General features: G+C 46.3%; 15 protein-coding genes. 7 read left to right on the plus strand and 8 right to left on the minus strand.

Translation table 11 applies throughout. From position 1 onward, the window contains the following. The first annotated feature begins 405 nt into the window (after positions 1–405). Positions 406–1,986, plus strand: a complete 1,581-nt coding sequence (locus tag R3P39_RS06890; RefSeq protein ID WP_336566517.1) for a BCCT family transporter — start codon at positions 406–408, stop codon at positions 1,984–1,986. A gap of 345 nt (positions 1,987–2,331) precedes the next feature. Here the strand turns inward: R3P39_RS06890 and R3P39_RS06895 are convergent, their stop codons facing one another. After that, positions 2,332–3,033, minus strand: a complete 702-nt coding sequence (locus R3P39_RS06895) for a 3'-5' exonuclease (RefSeq protein WP_336566519.1) — start codon at positions 3,031–3,033, stop codon at positions 2,332–2,334. Positions 3,034–3,069: 36 nt separating this feature from the next. Next, entirely contained in the window at positions 3,070–4,965 is a 1,896-nt protein-coding gene (locus R3P39_RS06900) for a DUF294 nucleotidyltransferase-like domain-containing protein (RefSeq protein ID WP_336566520.1), read from the minus strand. A gap of 213 nt (positions 4,966–5,178) precedes the next feature. On the opposite strand from R3P39_RS06900, the gene astB reads away from it, so the two are divergent. Continuing rightward, positions 5,179–6,519 (plus strand): N-succinylarginine dihydrolase, encoded by a 1,341-nt coding sequence (gene astB / locus R3P39_RS06905; RefSeq protein ID WP_336566522.1) that lies wholly within the window; start codon positions 5,179–5,181, stop codon positions 6,517–6,519. A 41-nt stretch (positions 6,520–6,560) separates the two neighbouring features. Here astB and R3P39_RS06910 read toward each other — a convergent pair whose 3' ends face one another. After that, entirely contained in the window at positions 6,561–7,547 is a 987-nt protein-coding gene (locus R3P39_RS06910) for a WD40 repeat domain-containing protein (protein WP_336566523.1), read from the minus strand. A gap of 171 nt (positions 7,548–7,718) precedes the next feature. On the opposite strand from R3P39_RS06910, the gene R3P39_RS06915 reads away from it, so the two are divergent. Further along, positions 7,719–8,165, plus strand: coding sequence for a hypothetical protein (locus R3P39_RS06915; RefSeq protein WP_336569260.1), 447 nt, complete (start codon positions 7,719–7,721; stop codon positions 8,163–8,165). Positions 8,166–8,209: 44 nt separating this feature from the next. On the opposite strand, the gene R3P39_RS06920 is transcribed toward R3P39_RS06915, so the two are convergent. Beyond that, positions 8,210–10,471 (minus strand): acyl-CoA dehydrogenase, encoded by a 2,262-nt coding sequence (locus tag R3P39_RS06920; RefSeq protein WP_336566524.1) that lies wholly within the window; start codon positions 10,469–10,471, stop codon positions 8,210–8,212. A 245-nt stretch (positions 10,472–10,716) separates the two neighbouring features. Here R3P39_RS06920 and R3P39_RS06925 point away from each other — a divergent pair, with 245 nt between their 5' ends. The 4 genes from R3P39_RS06925 to R3P39_RS06940 all read left to right on the plus strand — a co-directional run bounded on the left by R3P39_RS06925 (position 10,717) and on the right by R3P39_RS06940 (position 17,343). Then, positions 10,717–12,537: a M2 family metallopeptidase gene (locus R3P39_RS06925; protein WP_336566525.1), complete on the plus strand. Its 1,821-nt coding sequence runs from the start codon at positions 10,717–10,719 to the stop codon at positions 12,535–12,537. A 157-nt stretch (positions 12,538–12,694) separates the two neighbouring features. After that, on the plus strand, positions 12,695–13,501 hold the full coding sequence (locus R3P39_RS06930; protein ID WP_336566526.1) for an ABC transporter permease subunit: 807 nt from the start codon (positions 12,695–12,697) through the stop codon (positions 13,499–13,501). Beyond that, positions 13,495–14,388 carry an ABC transporter ATP-binding protein gene (locus R3P39_RS06935; RefSeq protein WP_336569262.1) on the plus strand — a complete coding sequence of 298 codons (894 nt, stop codon included), beginning with the start codon at positions 13,495–13,497 and terminating at the stop codon, positions 14,386–14,388. Before R3P39_RS06930 ends, R3P39_RS06935 begins: the two co-directional genes overlap by 7 nt. A 168-nt stretch (positions 14,389–14,556) precedes the next feature. After that, a complete protein-coding gene (locus R3P39_RS06940; protein WP_336566528.1) occupies positions 14,557–17,343 on the plus strand; it encodes a PAS domain S-box protein in 2,787 nt (928 codons plus the stop codon). Between the two features lie 190 nt (positions 17,344–17,533). Here R3P39_RS06940 and R3P39_RS06945 read toward each other — a convergent pair whose 3' ends face one another. The 4 genes from R3P39_RS06945 to R3P39_RS06960 all read right to left on the minus strand — a co-directional run bounded on the left by R3P39_RS06945 (position 17,534) and on the right by R3P39_RS06960 (position 22,556). Continuing rightward, complete coding sequence (locus R3P39_RS06945) at positions 17,534–20,218, minus strand: DUF349 domain-containing protein (protein WP_336566530.1); 2,685 nt, start codon at positions 20,216–20,218, stop codon at positions 17,534–17,536. Beyond that, entirely contained in the window at positions 20,208–20,489 is a 282-nt protein-coding gene (locus R3P39_RS06950) for a YeaC family protein (RefSeq protein WP_336566532.1), read from the minus strand. Before R3P39_RS06950 ends, R3P39_RS06945 begins: the two co-directional genes overlap by 11 nt. A gap of 2 nt (positions 20,490–20,491) precedes the next feature. Next, positions 20,492–20,818 (minus strand): hypothetical protein, encoded by a 327-nt coding sequence (locus R3P39_RS06955; protein WP_336566535.1) that lies wholly within the window; start codon positions 20,816–20,818, stop codon positions 20,492–20,494. Between the two features lie 94 nt (positions 20,819–20,912). Beyond that, entirely contained in the window at positions 20,913–22,556 is a 1,644-nt protein-coding gene (locus tag R3P39_RS06960) for an alanine/glycine:cation symporter family protein (protein WP_442962062.1), read from the minus strand. Positions 22,557–22,805 lie beyond the last annotated feature (249 nt).

The raw sequence follows: 22,805 nt of genomic DNA on the forward strand, positions 1-22,805 counted from the left end.
AGTTGTTGCAGATTGCATCGACTGAATATCAAGCTGTACAACAAGTAGGTAATGAAGCAGTTTGGTTGGTTTATCTTAATTACAAGTATTCGAGGCATTAGTACTGTCGCTGTAACTAACATAAACCCATCTTATTACTCATGCGTTTAAATCTCTGTGCTACAAAGGTAGTAGAAGTAAAATATGCACACCAGATTTACCCAGGCATATTTCACTTTCAGTAGCTGCAAACGGTGTGAGAGTCAGCGTGCAACCGATAAGCCCGCTTTTACTTGGCGGCAAGCCACCACACTGACTAAATAATAGCTGAACTACTCACTACTTGCTTACCGAGCTAACTTTATATAAAAGTTGAACGTGAAACTGCTTGGTGTCGTATCACGATGAAAAAAATAAGAGGATATCATGGGCAATAACCACGATAAGTACAGCATCGACAATACCGACTACACGGTTGGACAAGATAACGTCCAAAAGTGGGGCTTTGACGTACATAACCCGGTGTTTGGCGTCAGTGCCGGTCTGATCTTGGCGTTTCTAGTCGCCGTATTACTCGTTGACTCTGAAGTCGCAAAGTCCACCCTAGATGGCATCAAGTGGGATATCATTGGCTCATTTGACGCGCTATTTATGTGGTCTGGCAATTTATTTGTTATTTTCTGCTTAATTTTGGTGGTGTCACCATTTGGTAAAATTCGCCTCGGTGGAGCCAGTGCCAAACCGAGCTACTCCACCATGTCTTGGCTTGCCATGTTATTTGCCGCGGGTATGGGTATCGGACTCATGTTTTGGGGCGTGGCTGAGCCTGTGGCTTACTATACTGGGTGGTATGAAACGCCCTTAAATGTCACTGCAAACACGCCTGAAGCCGCGAAAATGGCGATGGGTGCAACCATGTACCATTGGGGACTGCACCCTTGGGCAATTTATGCTGTAGTGGCTTTATCACTAGCATTTTTTGCTTATAACAAAGGCTTGCCACTGTCTATTCGCTCTATTTTCTACCCCCTTCTTGGTGACCGCGCCTGGGGTTGGCCTGGCCACGTCATAGACATTCTTGCCGTGCTTGCGACTTTATTTGGCCTTGCCACTTCACTTGGTTTAGGTGCGCAGCAGGCAGGTGCCGGTATTGAGCATGTGTTTGGACTGGAAGCCGGTCTTGGCATGGAAATAGGCGTGATTATCGGTGTCACGGCACTGGCTATTATTTCCGTTGTGCGTGGCATTGACGGTGGTGTTAAATTGCTGAGTAACACCAACATGATTATTGCATTCGTGTTGTTAGTGTTTGTTGGTGCCGTTGGTCTTGCCGTTGCGTTAGGTAACATCCCAACCACCATTATGGCTTACGTGGAAAACATCATTCCACTGAGTAATCCGCATGGTCGTGAAGATGAAGCCTGGTTCCAAGGTTGGACTGTATTCTACTGGGCATGGTGGATTTCTTGGTCACCGTTCGTGGGCATGTTCATCGCACGTGTTTCTGAGGGTCGTACTATCCGTGAATTCATCACTGCCGTACTGCTGATCCCAACTGCGGTAACCGTGATTTGGATGTCTATCTACGGTGGTTTAGCCATTGACCAAGTTAAAAATGGTGTTGGAGCATTAGGCACAGATGGCTTAACAGAAGTACCACTGGCGATGTTCCAGATGTTTGAAGCTTTACCTCTTAGCAATGTCTTGTCAGTAATAGCCATTGTATTGGTGTTGGTGTTCTTCATCACATCCTCAGATTCAGGATCATTGGTGATTGATAGCATCACCGCAGGCGGTAAAATTGATGCCCCAGTACCACAACGTGTATTTTGGGCAAGTGTTGAGGGCGCCATTGCCGCCGCGCTACTTTGGATTGGTGGTAAAGAAGCCATCGAGGCACTGCAAGCTGGGGCTATTTCAACTGGTCTGCCCTTCACTTTTGTATTGCTGCTAATGTGCGTGAGTTTAATCTTAGGCTTACGTACTGAGCCGAAAACAGGGTATTAATCACTTCACATAAATACTAGCAATCCGCTGTCCTTGCGGATTGCTACAACGCAAAAAGGCGAGAGTGCATATGCAATCTCGCCTTTTTTGTTGCTATTACTGGCCTCAGTTATACCAATTCGCTTAATTAAGTGATCGATTTTGAGGCAAGTAAATTTCGTCGATAACACCGCTCTCGCATCCTGCTACCGCCAAGGTACCTACATCCGTGTAGGCAAGGCAAAAATTTTGCTATTTAGTTGTTCTAAATAAGAAATTTTTAACGCTGTTAGCGTCAAATTGACTCTCTCAAATTGAGCAAGTATTAATGCGGATTGGTTTTAAAGTTAGTGTTGCTTTGAGTAACTAACTCCAAATATCTTTTATCATGGTCTCGGGTGATAAATCATGTTGAGCTTGCGCTTGCAACAGCTCGGCCGTTGCTAAGGCATCAGACAGTGCATGGTGAGGTTGATAATAGGGCAAACCATATCGAATACGGCAATCGGCAAGCCGCAGTGAGGGTATGGGCTTTCTCGTCAGCCTCTCAAGCCAACTGCGATGGTTATTAATGGCTTTTTGCTCTACCACCATGGTATCAATCACTGGAAACTCAATCCCCTCTCCTATTCTCGCCATTAACGCCGCGTGAAAGAAAGATTTTTCAATAAACTGATAATGCACCACAATCACTTTGCCAGTTAAAGCGGTTAAAATTTCCTCTAACACTTGTTCTAGATCAGGCGCTTGTGCAATTTGCGAATGAGTAATGCGATGTAATACCACCGACTCTTCGGCAAGTGGGCAGCTCGGCTTCACCAGCCAGTGTTTGGCTTCGGCGCAACGAATACGCCGTAAATCAAACGGCACAATACCGACGCTAACAATGTCATCTTTTTCTGGGTCGAGCCCTGTGGTTTCAAAGTCGAGCGCGACAAATTCGCTTTCGGCTAAGGTGCCAAATGGGTCAACCACACCTTGTTGATAAAACGCGCTTAGGCGCTTATCTTTTGATGTGTTTGCTAAACGTTTAAAACGGCTTTGCCATGACGCTATATTACCTTGCATGCACTGTTTACCTTTTTGCCATGTTACTCATGGCAGTTATTTCATCTTTGACTTGTTTTGGTATCTGAATTTTAAAAAGCTTTGTGCTTTATCAAGTACGCCAAACGCCTCTTTTAAGTTACGCTGCTCGAACTCAGACAAGGTTTCAGGTGGTAGGCTGTTATCAGGCTTTTCCCCCTGCTCGAGTTGCCACGCTTGATGACGAATGCGCATAATAGCAATGTACTCTAGCGCCGCTTGCAGGTCTTGCACTTTGCCTTTCGGTAATATGTTGGCTTCTTGAATGTCTTCTAAGCGTTCAAAAGAATTTTGCTTACGAGAACCAACCGCCAGTGCATGAACACGCACCAAATCGCTCAGTGGCGCAGTGCCGCGTCTCTTAATATTCATCGAACGCTTATGTTGGCCATCTTGCTCTAACACAAAGCCATTAAAAAATCCCAGAGGCGGTGTGCGGCGAAGCGCGTTGTGCGCCATGGCCGCTAAAAATCCGGGGGTTTTCTGTGCTTTTTTACTAATAAAGGCGGTTAAGTCTTGTGCCCACTTTATTTCTCCCCAGACGCCCTCCAGATCAAAGAAAATCGAGCTATTTAACAAGGCTTCTGGGTTGGGCTTTTCTATCCAATCATTAAACTGCTCTTGCCACTGGCTGTAAGTCATGCGCCACGTTGGGTTGCTGGCCATAATGCCGCCATCGCAATATTTATAGCCACAATTTGCGAGTCCATCACAGACAAACTTAGCCAGTTGTTCAAAATAAACACCGTGTTTATTGGGGTGATAACTGTCGTCTAAGATCAGCGCATTGTCTTGATCGGTGACAATTAATTGTTCATCTCTGGCCATTGAGCCCAAGGCAATAAAGCAATATGGAATGGGTGGCGGACCCAGTTTCGCCTCGGCCAGCTCCAGCAATTTATGTTTAAAGGTTTTGCCAATAATCGACATGGCAGAGCCAATCATGTGGGAGTTGGCGTCTTCATTTACCATGCGAGTAAAAATAGCAGTTAGGTGCTTAGAATAGCTGGCTAGGTCTTCTACGCTTTGTTGCTCCATCAAGCCACGAACAAACAATAAGCTACTTTGTGATTCATAACGCAAGATATCTGACAGCGCCAACATACCAATGGGTTTGCGTTTATGTACGATAGGCAGATGATGTACACTGTCCCTGAGCATAATCATCATTGCCTCAAAGACATACGCGTTGGAATCCACGATCATAATGTCCGTGGTCATGATATCGGCCACAGGGGTATCATAAGGAAGCCCCTCAGCGACCACTTTCGAGCGCAGGTCTCGGTCGCTTATTAACCCCACAACCTGAGCGTCGTCTTCTTCTGGGTCTTCCATAATGGGTTTATCGGGATCAAAAATTAATAACGAAGATACTTGCTCCTTTGCCATGATCTGTGCAGCTTGTTGCACTGTGCTATTGCGGTCGGCATACACAACATCGCGCAGGATAAGCTTTTTCACCTTCGCGGTGGTCATGTCGTTACTGTCAGCATGCTCCGACACCGTCATCTTCAACCGAGTATTATCATCCGCTTCAAAGTAATCGGCGAAAAACTCAAACTCACCACAGTACTCATCGAAAATGGCAACGGGAATACAGTATACCAAGGTGTCTTCTAAGGTTTTTGCTCCAAAGCGGACTCGGCGATTCATCAATAAACCACGATGGCCAAAAATGCCTCCTGCCGAAATACGGTGATATAACTCACCCGAGCGACGAAACATCTCCACGGCACCAGAGCGGATAACATGTAGGTTGGTAATGGTTTGACCGTATTCTAGAATCTGACTACCAGAGCGGTAATAGCTCACCTCAACGCTGCCAGCCAAGCGATTAAGTGCATCGATTGGTAATTCAGAAAACGGTGGATAGGCGGCTAAGAAATTGGCGATTTCTTGATGTTCAACTTCCATGATTTAACTTTCTGGTTTTAAAGAGATACCCATATTGTGGGAGACAGAATACGATTTTGCAATGAAAAGCCTGTTGCACCATCGACTGGTAGTGTGAAAGTGACTTAAGCCAACGGCAGTAAATTGCTTTGTACCACATCTAGGCCTTTAAAAACGCCAGCAATCCATACATACTGAAGACAATAAAAACGACATTAACAGGATAAATTACTCATGGCGTATGAAGTCAATTTTGACGGCCTAGTTGGACCCACTCACAACTACGCGGGACTCTCTTATGGCAACGTAGCTTCGCTTTCTAATGCTGCTGCCAGCTCTAATCCTAAAGAAGCCGCATTACAAGGCCTTGCTAAAATGAAGGCAATGCATGATAGCGGCTTAAAGCAAGGTGTGTTTGCCCCTCATGCCAGACCCAGTCTCACCGCTTTGCGTCGGGTTGGCTTTAGTGGCAGTGATGCCGAAGTGTTAAATAAAGCCTACAAACACGATCCGGTCTTATTACGCGCCTGCTATTCGGCCTCGGCGATGTGGACAGCCAATGCTGCGACGGTGTCGCCATCTGCTGACTCTAGTGATGGCAAGGTGCACTTCACCAGTGCCAACTTAAACTGTAAATTCCACCGCTCCATTGAACCCAGCACAACGTCTAACCTGTTGCGGGCCATGTTTGCCGATAACCAGTATTTTAACCATCACCAGCACTTACCAGAACAACCGTTTTTTGGTGACGAAGGCGCGGCAAACCATACTCGCCTTGCTGACAGCCATGCTAGCCCCGGCTTACAGTTATTTGTTTATGGTGCCAGTGGTTTTAATCAAGCCATTAAAGGGCCAAGCAAATATCCGGCTCGGCAAACACTTGAAGCCAGCCAAGCAATCGCCAGACTGCACCAACTTAATGACCACAACGCCATTTTTATCCAACAAAACCCGGATGTGATTGACCAAGGGGTGTTTCATAATGACGTCATTGCGGTGGGTAATGAAAATGTCTTGTTTTGTCATGACCAAGCATTTATCAACCAAGTTGAAAGCCTGACCCAGATCCGTCAAGCCTACCAAGGTCAGCAGCCGCTGCACATTGTCGAAGTGCCCAGCCACGCCGTTAGTGTAGAGGATGCAGTACGTAGTTATTTATTCAACTCGCAGTTAGTGACCTTACCCTCAGGTGAAATGATGTTGGTGGCACCGGAAGAATGCGCCAACAATGACAATGTTGCCGCTTATATTGAATACATGTTGGCGGCCGATAACCCCATTAAGCAAGTACGTTTTTTTGATTTGCGTCAGAGTATGCAAAATGGCGGCGGCCCTGCTTGTCTGCGCTTACGGGTCGCCCTTACACAACAAGAGCTAGCAGCAGTTAATCCAGAAGTGATGATGAGTGACAGCAAATATCAACAACTTTGCCAATGGGTTAACAAGCATTACCGAGACAGTGTCACAGAGCAAGATCTCGCGGATCCTAGCTTGTTACAAGAGTCCTACACGGCGTTAGATGAGCTGACGCAATTATTTAAGCTCGGCAGTGTGTACGAGTTTCAACAAGATTAGCGTTGTTCGGGGCTTTGAGGCTAACAGCCTTTACGCCCCGATTACTTCTGTGCCAATTGGTTAAGCGCCCACGTCTCTAATATCCCGTCACTATTCAACGTTACTAAGGTATTGGCATCGGGCGAGTACATATCGACCACGGTGGCTCCTTTGCGCTTGGCTTGAATAGACCAAGTACCTAACTCCTCACCGTCATTGTAACGCCAAATAGACAAATGCGACTTCGAAGAAGACGTCGCCAATAGATTAGAACCGGGAATAAACTTGGCTTGGCGGAACATTTTGAAACGCGCCATATAATGTAATTCACTCACTTGTTGCTGCTGTTCTAAGTCCATCACATGTTGGGCATTCAGACCATCGGAAATAAACAGCTGCTGACCATCTTCACTGATGGTTAAGCTGGTAATGCGATGATCGAATTGCCGTTCAAATAAGGCGTCAGGTGAGGCAAATTGCCACATTGCCACCTTGCCATCTTGGCCACCACTGATAAACCGCTCTGCTCCGGGAAGAAAAGCAAGGTGCTGAATAGGTCGCTGATGCGGCATAAAGCGGTTATTCAATTTTGTGAACAAATCGGCCATGTTTAATGAGCCATCGTCCATGCCCACCAGCAGGCGTTGGTTGTCTTGCGATAGCGCCAAAGCAGAAATTGAAGCCAACGGGCTGACCCCAGCAAATGGAATATTGGTGATGAGTTTTTGTTTACTGATAGACCAAATTGACACTAGGTTTTCACCTGCGATCACCAACATGTTTTTATCATTTGAGAGTAGTAAAGCGGTTACTGGCGTTTTGACTTTGTCTTTTGGTACAGCAAAAACAGGGCGGTTTGCGTGATTATCAAATATCTTTACTTGAGAGTGACTATCGAGAATAACGCTCCACTTCCCGTCCTTAGAAAAGTGGCCCAGAACAATGCCGTCGGTGTCCAGTTGTTTAGTGACTCCTCGACTGATCTCAGGTTGATCAGCACATGCTGCCAATACACTTACTAGCAATAATAAACAAATCTGGCGCCACATAAAAACCTCAACCTTAAGCGCTGCCGCCACTCACCGATGATTATTATCGGTATCGAGTGATAAAAAGCGGCACTGGATAATTTAACTTATTGCCTTTACATATCGACGGATAGCAGACAAACTTAAGCTACTATGAATAACTTTTGATTGTTTATGAAGTATTTTAGCACGATGAAGCTAGGCCTTGTCAGAGTATTCGCACTAGTCTTCGCCTTTACTATGCTGACGGCATGCGGTTCAGATGAAAACGCCGCTGGAGCGAAAGATTCACCCGGTTACACCGCGACTTTGTATTTTGATGCACTTTACAACAAAAATAGCCTAGAGTTGGCCACACAACATTCCACCCCCCGACTGGCAAGAATTATGCGCTCTTACGGTACTGCCTCGCAATTTGCTCGCAACCTTGTCAACATGCAATACGATGAAGTGACCATCGAAGTGGATATGACCAACCAAAGTTTACGTGAACAGTACGGTAAGGAGGCAAAAATAAACCTTATCTTTACTGGCCAATTACACGGAGAGCAGGTGGATGATATGCGCAGTGTGCAAATGATCAAGAAAAAGGGCAAATGGTACGTCGATAAAATCCTTGCTGACCCCTTTGCACGTTAATCCTTTAAAAAGGCAATGAATTGAATCATTGCCTTTTTTATTATTTACTTAGCATCAACAGCAACCGCATCAGCGACTAAGGTCTCGATACAAAACACGGTTTCTGCTGCTTTTTCGTCGATTACGTTCGCTTGCTGCGCTGCTTTTAGCTTCTCATCTAAGGTTTTTCCCACTAACTGCTGAGTATTTTCCTTACACCATTTGCGGTATTTGCTCATCAGAGGACCATGGGCTCGTTCCAGAATGTAGGCATGTTCTACGGTATCCACTGCAGAATGTTTCACCACACGGCACAAATGCGCGATGCGCTCACGGGTCGTTTTGTGTTCATTGACGTTTTTACATACGGCTTTAGCAAGATCATCACTTGGGGCTGGCAGCCAATTACCCAAAGGAAAAGCTAAGCGCTTCAGCAAGAAGGCCATTGGAGTCCAGGTAAAGTTATCACAAAAGCGATAAATACCGCGGCTAGCCTCATCGAGGCAATGTGTTACAGCGTAGTTTACCAACGGCAAGTCACCTTGCTGGCGGCCGTCATCTTCGTATTTTTTCAAAATGCAGGAAGCCATGTATAAGTAACTCAACACATCTCCCAATTTGGCAGAGAGCATTTCTCTGCGTTTTAAACTGCCACCCAGCTTTAACATCGCAACATCGCTGTACACCGACAATGCCTGACTTAGCCAAGTGATTCTTCGGTAGTAACGGGACACTTCGCCACTGACGGGCGCACGCTCAAAGCGGGCGCCCGTCAATCCGTTCAAGAATGCTTTCACACCATTCACCGCGGTATGCTGTAAGTGTTTGCATAACACCTCATCGAATTCTTTTAAGGCAATTAACTGATCTTGTTGCTGCACAATGGCCATTTCTTTCAAAATAAAGGGGTGACAGCGCGTTGCCCCTTGGCCGAATATCATCAAGCTTCGGGTTAAAATATTGGCCCCTTCCACCGTGATGGAAATCGGCATGCCCATGTAATTTCGTGCTAGGTAGTTTTTCTCCCCCATTTGAATCGCTTTACCACCTTGTATGTCCATGGCGTCATTTAATGCCACTCTTGCGTGTTCGGTGAGATGGTATTTTGCAATGGCCGTGACCACCGATGGACTTTGTTTCAAATCGATGGCAAGTGCAGTGGTTTGTCTTACCGCCTCAATCAAATAACTGTAGCCGTAAACTCTGGCAAGAGCTTCTTGCACGCCCTCAAAAGCGGCGATCGGTATACCAAACTGTTTTCTAACACCGGCGTATGCAGACGTCGTGCGACTGCTTAAATGAGCAGTGCCAGCACTCAATGCTGGCAGCGAAATCCCCCGACCCGCGCTTAAGCAAGACACCAGCATCCGCCAGCCTTTACCAATTCCTGCTTCTTCGCCAATGACCCAATTAAGTGGGATAAATACATCTTGGCCAGAGGTTGTGCCATTCATAAAGGCTTGCCCTAGTGGCTGGTGCCGAGGGCCGGTTTCAACGCCCTCGTGGTTGGTGGGGATGAGGGCACAGGTGATCCCCCGCTCCTGCTTAGCAGATAACAGCTGATCGGGGTCGTACACCTTAAACGCCAGTCCCAATACGTCCGCCACAGGCGCAAGCGTGATGTAACGTTTTTGCCAAGTCACGGCCAAACCGAGTTGCTTCTGCCCTTCAAACTCGCGCTCACAAACGATGGCGTAATCTTGAATACTGCCTGCATCGGAACCGGCCTCTGGAGAAGTTAAGGCAAAGCACGGAATGACATCGCCAGACGCCAGCTTGGGCAACCAATGCTGCTGTTGTTCATGGCTGCCATAATGGAGCAGTAACTCAGCCGGTCCTAGGCTGTTGGGTACCATGACCGTAACCGCTGTAGACAAACTGCGGCTGGCGATTTTAGCCACGATGGTAGAATTGGCTTGGGCACTAAACTCCTTGCCGCCAAAGGACTTGGGAATAATAAAAGCGAAAAAGCCATGTTGTTTTAAGTATTGCCATACTTCTTGAGGTAAATCATTGACTGCAGCTATTTTTTCCTCATCGAGCATGGCCAGTAATTGCTCCAGCTCATTGTCGATAAACGCTTGTTCCTCATCGCTTAACTGAGGCTTGCCATTGCTTAGCCACTTGCGCCAGTTCGGCTTACCAGAAAATAAAGCGCCATCCCACCAAATGGTGCCAGCTTCCATGGCTTCGCGTTCGGTTTGAGATAATTCTGGCAGCGAGGATTTAAAATACCTAAACAGTGGCTTGGTGATCACCTTAACTCGCACTTCTTTAACGCAAAATATCACCACGATGGCTAATATAATTAATAGAAACAACGTCATAAATACTCCTTTTGAACACAGCTTGCGGCCAAGTTTGTTTTATCTACGATAAGTATGGTTAACTTCTATACGAACTCAACTTTTTCTTGTGTTAAGCCATGGCAGCTCCAGTCATGAAATTGTCGTTTTTCTAGCATCCTGCTATTATCGCTGTCATTCAGTCACCCTAAGCTGAAGCGAACAGAGCCCTGCGGCATTAACTCGTTGGGGCTTTTTTAGAGCAACATAACAACAAGTGAAAAGTCATGAAACCAAGATTTAAACTGAGCGTTGGTGCCATTATTGTCGCCAGTGCAGTCGCACTTTCTGCATGTAAGTCGACACCAGAACAACACACAAAGCTCACAGACGCGGATGCGGTAGCCTTTCTTGACAGCGCAGCTGAGCAGCTGGTTGATCTTAACTTTCGCTCAAGTCGTGCCGCTTGGATCTACGCCAACTTTATTACTCATGACACGGCGTCGTTAGCCGCGGATGTCAACGAAGAGTACACTGCAGCTCTAGTGGAGCTGGCCAATCAAGCCGCACAGTTCGATGGTATGCAGTTAACAGTAGACACTCGTCGCAAATTGGATAAATTAAAACTTAATTTAACCTTACCGGCTCCCAAAGATGCAGATAAAACCGCCGAGCTCGCTAAGTTAAGCGCCGAGCTTGATGGCATGTATGGCAAAGGCAAATATTGTAACGCTGACGGCACATGTTTAAGCCTAGGTGAAATGACAGCCAAGATGGCTAACAGTCGCAACTACGCTGAGCTTTTGGATATTTGGCAAGGTTGGCGTGAAGTGGCCAAGCCCATGCGACCTCTGTATGAAAAGCAAGTCGTACTAACTAATGAAGGTGCTAACGAGCTTGGCTATGCCGATACGGGGGCGATGTGGCGCAGTAAGTACGACATGCCAGCGGATGATTTTGCCAACGAACTAGACCGTATTTGGGGTCAAGTAAAACCACTTTATGACTCTCTACATTGTCACGTTCGTGCCAAGTTAGGTGAAAAGTATGGTGAAGACAAAGTACCACAAGACCAGCCTATTCCAGCTCATTTATTAGGTAACATGTGGGCGCAGACGTGGGGCAACATCTACGATTTAGTGGCGCCAGAAAATGCCGACCCAGGTTATGATGTCACAGAGCTGTTGGCTGAACACAATTATGATGAAGTTAAAATGGTAAAAGGCGCTGAAAAGTTCTTTACTTCCATGGGCTTTGCTCCTCTACCGGAAACCTTTTATCAGCGCTCATTGTTTACCAAACCAGAAGATCGCGATGTTCAATGTCACGCCTCTGCTTGGAACCTGGATGCTAAAGACGACTTAAGAATTAAAATGTGTATCCAACGTACTGGTGAAGAGTTTTCAGTGATCCACCACGAGCTTGGCCACAACTTTTACCAGCGCGCCTACAATCAACAGCCAGTATATTACCAAGAAAGTGCCAATGATGGTTTTCACGAAGCCATTGGTGACACCATCGCCCTTTCGGTGACGCCAGGTTATCTACAACAAATTGGTTTGCTTGATGAAGTACCCGATGAATCAAAGGACATTGGCTTACTGATGAAAATGGCGCTCGATAAAGTGGCGTTTATTCCATTTGGCTTGTTGGTCGACCAATGGCGCTGGCAGGTATTTTCTGGTGAAATAACACCAGCAGAATATAACCAAGCTTGGTGGGAACTGCGTGAAAAGTATCAAGGTGTAACAGCGCCTGTTGCGCGTAGTGAAAGTGATTTCGATCCAGGTGCGAAATACCATGTGCCAGGCAACGTACCTTACACTCGCTATTTCTTAGCACATATCCTGCAGTTCCAATTCCACAAGTCGCTGTGTGAAATCGCGGGCAGTGAGGAAGCCATTCACCGCTGTTCAGTGTACAACTCAAAAGAAGCCGGCGAGCGCTTAAATGCCATGCTTGAAATGGGCAGTAGCAGACCATGGCAAGAAGCATTACAAACGCTAACAGGTAGCAATAAGATGGATGCCACGGCAGTGCTTGACTACTTCGCACCATTGCAAAAGTACTTAGATGAGCAAAACCAAGGCCGTGACTGCGGTTGGTAATCCCTTTCAGAGTTAATTATAAACGGGCGGCGAACGTGTCGCCCGTTTTTATTTTGTTACAGTTCAATAACTTCCTTTTAGCATAACAATCAGATAGGCTCACTAGGATAGCCTAGGCCAAAAACCTAGTACCCAATAAGCCACAAAGGAACCATAAATGAATTTTACTCGAACTGGGCTCATTGCTATTTTTGAGCTAAAGCGATTGTTTGCCACCAAACGTGGCTGGCTGGCGATCGCTGCGTTTGTGTTGGTGTGGTATGCCATTCTTAGATATGCCATTGCCAACGCGGTGTATATTGTTGGCGATCCGAACTTTAAAAATATGATCCAAACCTTTTCAGGCAGCATAGGAATGCAAAAAATCGCCATGTGGCCTGAAGTTGAATTGGCACTGTATTTAGTTTGGTCGATATTTTTATTTCCGCTTTTCGTGATTTTTTCAAGCGCAGATCAAACCGTTGAAGACAGAGTCCGCGGTACCTTGCGATTTCTCACTCTGCGCAGTACCCGAGCTGAAATCGTTATCGGTCGCTTTTTTGGCCAAGTCTTAAACACCGCGATTTTAATCGCGATTTCAGCCATGGGCGCTTGGATATTAATGGTTATGCGCGACTCAGAGCTCGCCGTTAGCGGCCTATTGTTGCTGCTTCCCATTGTGCTGGAGTTACTATTATTTACCGCTCCCTTTATAGCCTTAATGTCTTTGGTTAACCATTTTGCCAGCTCAAGTAAAATGAGTATGATCTATGCCGTATTGGCTTACTCCACTTTAATCACCCTAGTGATGCTGGTATTTGATTATGTTGCTTACGCAGAATATTTATTTTACCTGTTCCCTGGCTACCAGCTCAGTGACGTTTTATCGCAAAGTCCCACTGTCTCTCGCTTTGTAACTCCGATACTGCATTCATTAGTATTACTGACTTTAAGCACTCAATTACTCAAAAGGCGGGCATTATGAGTCTTATCACGGCGACAAACTTAACCAAATACTATGGCAATATGCGCGCACTAGATGAGGTGAGCTTTACCATTTCAGCAGGCTCGCCCGTTGCACTGGTGGGCCCCAATGGCGCCGGGAAAACAACCTTGTTCAGTACCTTGTGTGGTTATTTAACAGCGGATTCCGGCACAGTAGAAATTCTTAACCAAGTGCCTGGTGATCCTAGCCTATTTGGCCGAATTGCCGCTTTACCACAAGACGCGCAATTGGACCCTCGCTTCACCGTGAGCGATCAATTGGACTTATACGGTCAATTACAAGGGCTCAAGCGCAAACAGGCACACAGTGAAACCTTGCGAGTACTGGAGTTGGTCAATTTAAGTGGATACGCTTCGGCACGCCCCCATGAGCTTTCACATGGTATGCGCAAACGTATTTGCATTGCACAAACCTTACTTGGGCAACCGGAACTGGTATTATTAGATGAAGCCACCGCTGGCTTAGACCCGGTTAATGCCAGAGAGATCCGCAACCTCGTCAGATCGCTGCAGTCCCAAGCAACGTTTATCCTCAGCTCTCATGATTTAGTTGAGCTCGATGATTTATGCGATAAGGTGTTGCACCTCAATAAAGGAAAACTCACTGCAGTAGACCGAGTCACAGAGACGCAAGTTGCCACCCTGACCTTGAAGTTAAAACAGCCGGCAACACAACACCACATTGACGCCATTGCGCCTCTGACAGGTGTAGAGTCTGTCACCCTTAATGCCAGTGGCGCTATTCTGGTGGATTATCACACTAGCAAGCCTGTCGATATTGACTTACTGCAGCTATGTAAGGCGCAGCAATGGCACTATAAATCTTTAGTCAATGGCAAAACCCTTGAAGACGAGCTCTTTGGCTAATCCAAAATAGTGCGAGCCTGACTCGCACTTTGCTATCCCCCTCCAAAAAACACTCAAACGCAGCTCTAGCTCCCTAAAAAATAAACTCTTTACGAAAAAAATTATGAAAATATTGCGCTTTTGTACTTAACTTAACAACGTCGCGTTTAACCCAAAGGAGCCTATAAGATGGCTAACTTTTTCAAGCAGTTGTTTGTCGGTAGTCAGTTTACCTCTAGCCCGTCTCGTCAAAGCCAAGACTATTACCAAGCAGTACTTGAACAGGCAATCGATGCCGTGGTGTCCATTGATAGTCATAACAAGGTGACTTTTTTTAACGCCGCAGCCGAAGCGCTGTGGGGCTATCAACGCCATGAGGTCATTGGCCAAAATGTAAAAATGCTGGTGCCTGAGGCCATTCAAGCAAACCACGATGACTACGTCGATAATAACCGCACCACTGGGGTTAATAAAATCGTTGGTAAAGCCAGAGACGTAGAGATATATCGCAAAAACGGCGAAAAGCGCTGGGGCAAACTGTCGCTCTCTAAGCTTCAGATAGGAGATGAAATTCATTACACCGCTTTTTTACGTGATATCACTGAAGAACGCTTTAACAACCAATTTATTCAACAAGTTTTAGAAGATGCCCTTGATGCCGTGGTGTGTATCGATGAGCACAATTGCGTCACCACCTTTAATGCTGCTGCAGAGCAATTATGGGGCTACAGCCGCCAAGAAGTGATTGGTAAAAACGTTAAAATGCTGGTGCCGCAGGCAATACAAGCCCAGCACGATGACTTTGTTAATAGCAACAGAATCACCAAACAAGATAAAATTGTCGGCTCCAATCGTGAGGTAGAAGTGTATCGTAAAGATGGCACTAAACTCTGGGGCAGTTTGTCATTATGCCGGGTAGAATGTGACAACCGCATTCAATACACCGCCTTTGTTCGGGATGTGACCGAGCAAAGAAAGCAACGCGAGTTCTTAAATCAAGTGTTAGAGCAAGCCATCGATGCCGTGGTGTCAATCAACCCCGATAATATCGTTACCGACTTTAATGCTGCCGCCGAGATCTTATGGGGCTACTCTCGTGATGAAGTCATAGGTCAAAATGTCAAAATGCTGGTGCCTTATGATATTCAGGCCAACCACGATAGTTACGTTAATGCCAACCGCACCACAGGTAACAATAAAATTGTCGGTACCAGTCGTGAGGTCCCTATTTATCGTAAAGATGGAGAGCGGCGTTGGGGCAACTTGGCCTTGTCAAAAGTTGTTATTGATGAGGATATTTATTATACCGCGTTTGTCCGCGATGTGACCGAAGAGGTTGAACGTCGCGCGACCTTTGAAACCCTTTCTTTGGTGGCCAATGAAACCGCAAATTCAGTGATTATTACGGATGCTCAAGGCCTTATAGAGTATGTCAACCCAGGCTTTACCCGCTTAACCGGGTTTGAGCTTGAACAAGTAAGAGGAAAAAAACCTGGAGACTTTTTACAAGGGCCAGATACCTCCGAAGAAACGAAAAAACGTATTCGTGAAAAGCTCGATGCCGCAGAGCCTTTCTATGATGAAATTTTAAACTACGATCAAAATGGCAATAGTTATTGGATTTCGCTAGCCATTAACCCCGTCTTTGGTGAAGATGGTCAGGTTGAGCGCTATGTTTCCATCCAAGCCAACATTACCGAAACCAAAGTTGAAGCGCTGGAGTTTACCTACAAACTAAATGCCATTAGTCGTGCTATCGCGGTGGCAGAGTTTTCTGTGGATGGAGAATTAGAGCACGCCAACGATAATTACCTCAACATCTTTAATTGTGATGAGGTTTCTGAGCTACTGGGTAAACAACTCGATACCCTACTTCACCCTGACTTTATTAGCAGTGCTGAGTACAGCAAGTTACAAGCTAAGCTCAAGGCCGGCGAATTCGTTAGTGGTGATTTTAAACACCAAACCTTAGCTGGAGAAACGCGCTGGCTCTCAGGCTCATTCAATCCCATTTTCAACACCATAGGCGAAATGACCAAGATAGTGCTTTACGCCGATGACTCAACGCCGAGAAAAGAAGGCACCGCCAAAATTGCCTCGGCATTACAGCAATTACAGCAAGGTAACTTAACTCAGCGCATAGACGGCGACTTTGATGATGAACTTAATACCGTCAAAGACACCCTGAACGCATCATTAGAAAAACTGCAATCTACATTAGTGTCGGTGCTTGACTTAGCTGATGGGGTTAGCACCGGTGCCGGAGAAATCGCCACCGGCAATGCTGATTTAAGCTCACGGGTTGAATCTCAGGCCTCGTCATTAGAGGAAACCGCCTCAACCATGGAAGAGCTTACTGCTTCGGCAAATAACAACGCCCAGAACGCCATCAACGTCAGTGGTCACGCCCAAGAAACCACCGATGCTGCCAAGCGTGGTATCGCGGTGGTGAATGAAGCCATAGCGGCAATGGGAGAGATCAGCACCGCCAGCAAGCGTATTGTTGACATCGTCAGCATGATAGATGAAATCGCCTTTCAAACCAATCTACTGGCATTGAATGCTGCGGTTGAGGCGGCACGTGCGGGTGAGCAAGGCAAAGGCTTTGCTGTAGTGGCTGGCGAGGTTAGAAACCTAGCGCAGCGGGCCTCAGCTGCGGCGAAAGAGATTGGCACCTTAATTCGTGACTCCAGCAATAAGGTGGAAGAAGGCACCGTATTAGTCAACCGCTCTGGTGAGTCTCTGGATGAGATCACCAAGTCAGTGCTGGAGGTAATGAACATGATTAAGGAGATTTCAGAAGCCAGTCAAAATCAGCTTCACGGCATTCAGCAAGCGAACTCAGCTGTGGCTAATATGGATGAGATCACCCAGCGCAACGCCGCTTTGGTTGAGCAGGTCAGCGCCGCCAGCACGGAAATGACCGAAAAAGCCAATAAGATGCATAGCGACTTGAGCTTCTTTACCACAAAATAGCCTGTCGGCGGACAAGCTGATGACTTGTTCGCATACTTTTTTAATAAGAGTTTTGTCTAGTTTAAGCGCAATATTACGTTGCTTTAAACTCACTTATTGCGTGCTCCTACCACAGTTATTATCGAGGCAATAAAAAAGCCCATCATAAACATGATGGGCTTTTTACAACTCGAGTGTCACTACTTGTGATCTAGGCGTTCAGTACTGCTAATAGCCTTGATTTGTGAGCCGATAGACAGGCTTCGTCTGCCACGGCTAGGTAGCTCACTAGGTAGGTTTCTAAATTGGCTTCCTCACCTTGCAGCTTGGCATCGAGCATCGCCACTTGCTGTGCCATTCGTTGTGACTGCTGCTCTGCGGGGCTCTCTTGATTGGTCAAAATTTCCAAGCGCAATAACAGCTGCTGCGCGTCTAAGTTGGTTTCATTCTTACCTTGCCAAGAGCTAGGTATGGCTTGGGTATTCTCAACCGCTTGCACCAACTCGTTAAACTTTGCGCGGCGCTGAGAAGAAAACAAGTCATCGAGCTTGGCAGCGACTTGAGCCAGTAACCGGCTTTTCTCTTGATTTAAGCCAGAGACCACGGCAAAGCCATTAAGTGCATCACGTACTGCAAGCAATTCATTTTGCGTCACCGCCTCAATAAGCTGGGTATCAAATTCAGCCAATTGTTGTCGCTGAGTCTGCTCTTGTGCCAGCTCTTGCTGCTTTTGCTCTGCATATTGCGCACTGCGCTTTTCAAACACGGCATCATTATGAGCACGAAACGCTTTCCATAAACTATGTTCTTGTTTTGCACCTGCAAAACCAATCTGTTGCCATTGCTTTTGCAACGTCTTTAATTGTTCGCAGGCCGCAGCTAAGTCATCGCTTGCTAGTAATTGCTCAGCCTCTGCGACCAATTGTGCTTTTTGCTCTGCGTTCGCTTGATGAAAGCCTTTTAGCTTTTCATATACCGCTTGATGCTGCTCACGATACGCGTTGTTTAATTGTTGATAGCTTTTGGCATCGACATTCCCGGCCGATTTCCAGGCTTTGGCTATACGATTAAACTGGCTTTCAATCTCACGCCACTCAACCGACTGGTTTGCAACCGTCGCGGCAAGTTGGGTCATTTCGGCAACAATATCTTGGCGTTTTTGCTTTGCTTGTTCACGTTGCTGCTCTTGCTCGGCAAAGTGCGCGCGACACGGGGCAAATAACTGTTCAATCTTGTCATCAAACTGGGCGGCTTGCACCTTCTCTTGCTCCGTTTCAACATGGCCAAGCTCGTTCCAACGCTTACGTAAACGCTTCACTTCTTCTGCGCGCTGCACTGGGTCAACATTCTCTTCACTGAGCTTTTGCTCAACCTCTTGCAGCAGCTCATCACGTTTCGGCGTGGCGGCATATTTTTGCCAGTCTTTTAATTCTTCAAGCGCTTTGCTAAGGCTTTCGTGTTGCTTTTCTAACTGCTTTTTATATTCTGGCGTCAGGCGATCATATTGCTCCATAAAGCCATTAAAGACACCAAATGCCACATTAAAGCGACCTTGATCGATTAACCTTTGTACATCACGCGCTTTTTTCTTGCCTTGTTTCAGCGCTTTTTCTTGCGCTTCACGCAGCGGCTCCACTGCAGCTAAAAAAGTATGGCTAACAGACTGAAGCTTTGCCTTGGCCTCTTTGCTTAACACCGCAGGCAACTCAGCCAAAGCGTGTTTGGCGACAATATAGGCTTCTTTTTGCTCTTGCATTTGTTGGTCAAACTGCGACAGATCACTCGGTGGTGTCACTGACTCTAGCTTTGCTATGGCTTGATTGAAGTTGTCACTGGCGGTGATCAGCTTTGGCAAGTCATTAAGTTCTGCAAACAATGCCTGCGATTTACGCTGCAAATTGCTGAGCATCTCTGCTGTCAGATACTGGGGCGTTTGCATGCGCTGTTGTAACGCGTCTAGTCGCTCAGTAAGCGCTTGATGTGGCGTTATGTCGAGAGACTTGCAAGCAACTTCCAAAGTTTTCTCAATGGCTTCGAATTCAGCGTTTAACTCGGCCGACTCTAATGCTTGATTTTGCTTTAATTTTTGCGCCGCCTGTTGCGCTGAATATTGCTTTTCTAATTCGGCAATATGGCGGTTCAGCTTTTCTGAGACCTGTTGGAACTTAGTGTCTAGGGCGCCGACAGCTTCATCGTCTAACCACTTCAGTTCAATCCCCTGCCATTGCTCGAATAAAGCATTGGCTTGCTGCTGGACTTTTTCATAGTCCTGTTTGTCTCGCAAAGCATTGAGCTTAGCCAACACCACGCGAGTTTCTTCTGCGACCTGCACAGGCATTTCTTTCGCCAGTCGCTGTTGCTCTAAGGTATTATTCAGTGCCGTTAATGCTTCACCTTGAGCACTTTTTAACAGCGTTTTTTCTAAGCGGTGCTGAGCAACAAGCTCTAACATGGCCAGCTGCAATGACTCCGAGCCCTCTTTAAAGACTTTCTCAATCAGGGTGCTGTTGGCAAGACGCTTAAGCAGTTTGACTTTATTACTGTGATCGGACTCTTGCAACGCCACTTTTTCAAGGGTTTTAGTGGCAGCGTAGCGTTCGATGTATTCGTCACGAATGCTGCTTTGTAAACTGTTGTCTTGATTGATAACTGCACTGGAAATTTTCTGTTCTGCCAGCTCTTTAAGCTCACCGTCTTGTTTGTATGCTTTCCACCATAGCCCTAGGTCATTCACTTTGGTCAGCACCTGCTTGCGGATCTGAGCCGATTCGTCTTCTAGTGCCAAGCTTTGCAATACGCTGGCGTCTTTTTCTAGATCCAGCTTTTCAATGGCAGCCGCACGCACGTCTACTTTTGGGTGTTTCCATTTCGGAGTAAATAGGTGTTTAAAGATCATGTTCGCTGAACCTAGCTATCTCGTTGTCGGCTTTGAATTCTTGTTGTAATTCGCGTTTAGATTTTTGCACCATTTCGCCTTTGTCGTTAATGGTGAACTGCTCGTTAGACCGTGCCACCTTGGCTTGATAAAGCATAACTAGCTGCACAGTTTGCTCTTTTTGTGCTGCACTCAGTGGCGTGCCATCAGGCCATTTGCCGGTTGATGCACCATATTGCAAGCGCTCATAAAGCTCCGGCGTAATATTCTGAACTAGACTATCTACATTCATTGCTACTTTTTCTTCTTCAAAATCACAAGAACAACTCGATTAATAAGGTACCAAATTGCCCCCACGCCAATGGCGGTTTTACTGGCAATCATGGCAATTGAGTTGGGTTCGGGTTGCTGCCAATAAATATATAAGAAGCCACCCAAAAATAAGATCAGCGCGATAAACGAGTAGTTGATAAAGGTTTGTTGCCGCTTTACCCGTTTTCTGGCCGCGACACGCTGTTGGTCTTCGGCGGAAAAATCTGTCAAATCAATGTGGCAATGAGGACAGGATGTGTGCTTGGAGGAAATAGATTTACTGCAGCTGGGGCATTGCGCTATCGCCATAATTTACTACTCCATAAAAAAATAAGGCACCTGTAAGGCGCCTTATTCTACTATCTTTGTATTCTCTTGTCCTTAAATGACAAGAGAATTTTAATTAATTTTTCGATTCACGGTTGTGCTCTTTATCGAAGTCAACCCAATACTCTTTTACCGACGACTTCATCTCTTTACGCAGCAATAGAATACCGAATAAGTTCGGCAGCGTCATCACCACAATGGCCACCGCCGCAAGTTTCCAAACCAGAGTAGTATCGGCGAATGAGGCCCAAAAGAAACCCGCCACATAGAATACCCGGTATGGCATCACTGAGCGACTGCCTAGTAGATAAATCATGGCACGGTCACCATAGTATGACCAAGCGATTGCGGTAGAAAAGGCGAACAGTAACAAGCCGATTGAAACTATGTACTTGCCGTTTTCACCTAAGAAACCGCGAGTGAATGCTTTGGTGGTCAGTTCAGCAGAGTGAACCAGTGAATAACCAACTAAGCTAATGCTATCGTCGGTAGGTAACCCATTTTTCACTTCAACCGGTCCGGTGTATTTGTGCTTATCCGTGATACCAAAACGTACCTGCTCACCTATCGAGCGAGAATGGATCACAGTGAAATCTTCTGTTACTGCTTTACCTTGCACAACGTTTATCACGCCATTGAACTTCTCTACGCCATGGTCTTTTTGGCCATTTAGGTAACCATACAGAGCCTGTCTATCGGCTTCGTTATCCTCTTGGTATTTGCCATCTAAAATCACCATCGAGGAACGCTCAAAGCTGGTTTCGAACTTTTCTGTCCATACCCCTGAAGACAGGATCACCAAACCAGTTAAGGTACAAATAATGATGGTATCAATGAAGGGTTCAAGAATAGACACCATGCCTTCTGATACTGGCTCATCGGCCTTTGCTGAGGCGTGAGCAATGGGTGCCGAACCTTGACCGGCTTCGTTAGAGAACAAACCTCGGTTAACCCCACGGTTAAATGCGTAAGCAAAAGAGGCACCTAAGAATCCACCAGCCGCAGCCGAGCCGGTAAAGGCGTTAGTGAATACTGAAACAAAGGCAGGACCAATGTTTTCAATATTATAAAAAATAACCGCAAAGGCACCAAGAATGTATACCGCGGCCATAATCGGCACCACTCGAGAAGTGATTGCGGCAATACGCTTAATGCCTCCTAAAATAACCAAGGCTAATAAAATAGACAGTACGGCACCGGTTGCCATAGGGGCAAAGCCAAAGGTCGCTTCCATACCTTGAGCAATGTTATTGATTTGCGGCAAGCTGCCAGTGCCAAAAGAGCTGATCACGGTCGCAATGGCAAATAGGATCGCCAGCCATTTCATGTTGAGGCGACGGTCCATGTAATACATAGGGCCACCCGCCATCGTGCCATCGTCTGTTTTAACACGGTATTTGTGCGACAGGGTCACCTCGACGAATTTGGTGGTCATACCAAAAAACGCGGTCATCCACATCCAAAATAAAGCCGCTGGACCACCAATTGAGATTGCCAAAGCAACGCCACCGATGTTACCGGTACCCACGGTGCCCGACAAAGCCGTGGCGAGTGCTTGAAAGTGCGTGGTATCACCCGCTAGTTCTTTTTTGTCATACTTACCGGTCACCACTTTACAAGCATGTTTGAAATAGCGAACCTGAGGAAACTTGAGATAGATGGTAAAAAACAGCCCCACCCCGAGTAAAATGTATGGGAACCAGGGTGAGCCACCCAGCATCCCATCTAACGCATCTAAAATACTACCTAACGTATCCACGTGTTTGTCCCCTTTATTGTTGTTATAACACCCTGTTGTGGTGTTCCTGAGCCCTTGTTTTCATTGAACCAATTGGTTTATACCAATCCACATTAATACTTGCTCAATTTGAGGGAGTAAATTTGGCGCTAACTGCGTTAAAAATTTCTAATTTAGAACAACTAAATTGCAAAATTTTTGCCTGGTTATCAACAAAATTTTCTTGCCTCA

The organism is Pseudoalteromonas sp. UG3-2 (assembly GCF_037120705.1).
Taxonomy (GTDB): domain Bacteria; phylum Pseudomonadota; class Gammaproteobacteria; order Enterobacterales; family Alteromonadaceae; genus Pseudoalteromonas.

What these genes read in the sequence shown, in the direction of transcription:
- R3P39_RS06890 (WP_336566517.1), top strand. Translation starts at nt 406, where the DNA reads ATGGGCAATAACCACGATAAGTACAGCATCGACAATACCGACTACACG.
- R3P39_RS06895 (WP_336566519.1), bottom strand. Translation starts at nt 3,033, where the DNA reads ATGCAAGGTAATATAGCGTCATGGCAAAGCCGTTTTAAACGTTTAGCA.
- R3P39_RS06900 (WP_336566520.1), bottom strand. Translation starts at nt 4,965, where the DNA reads ATGGAAGTTGAACATCAAGAAATCGCCAATTTCTTAGCCGCCTATCCA.
- astB (WP_336566522.1), top strand. Translation starts at nt 5,179, where the DNA reads ATGGCGTATGAAGTCAATTTTGACGGCCTAGTTGGACCCACTCACAAC.
- R3P39_RS06910 (WP_336566523.1), bottom strand. Translation starts at nt 7,547, where the DNA reads ATGTGGCGCCAGATTTGTTTATTATTGCTAGTAAGTGTATTGGCAGCA.
- R3P39_RS06915 (WP_336569260.1), top strand. Translation starts at nt 7,719, where the DNA reads ATGAAGCTAGGCCTTGTCAGAGTATTCGCACTAGTCTTCGCCTTTACT.
- R3P39_RS06920 (WP_336566524.1), bottom strand. Translation starts at nt 10,471, where the DNA reads ATGACGTTGTTTCTATTAATTATATTAGCCATCGTGGTGATATTTTGC.
- R3P39_RS06925 (WP_336566525.1), top strand. Translation starts at nt 10,717, where the DNA reads ATGAAACCAAGATTTAAACTGAGCGTTGGTGCCATTATTGTCGCCAGT.
- R3P39_RS06930 (WP_336566526.1), top strand. Translation starts at nt 12,695, where the DNA reads ATGAATTTTACTCGAACTGGGCTCATTGCTATTTTTGAGCTAAAGCGA.
- R3P39_RS06940 (WP_336566528.1), top strand. Translation starts at nt 14,557, where the DNA reads ATGGCTAACTTTTTCAAGCAGTTGTTTGTCGGTAGTCAGTTTACCTCT.
- R3P39_RS06945 (WP_336566530.1), bottom strand. Translation starts at nt 20,218, where the DNA reads ATGATCTTTAAACACCTATTTACTCCGAAATGGAAACACCCAAAAGTA.
- R3P39_RS06950 (WP_336566532.1), bottom strand. Translation starts at nt 20,489, where the DNA reads ATGAATGTAGATAGTCTAGTTCAGAATATTACGCCGGAGCTTTATGAG.
- R3P39_RS06955 (WP_336566535.1), bottom strand. Translation starts at nt 20,818, where the DNA reads ATGGCGATAGCGCAATGCCCCAGCTGCAGTAAATCTATTTCCTCCAAG.
- R3P39_RS06960 (WP_442962062.1), bottom strand. Translation starts at nt 22,556, where the DNA reads ATGCTGGGTGGCTCACCCTGGTTCCCATACATTTTACTCGGGGTGGGG.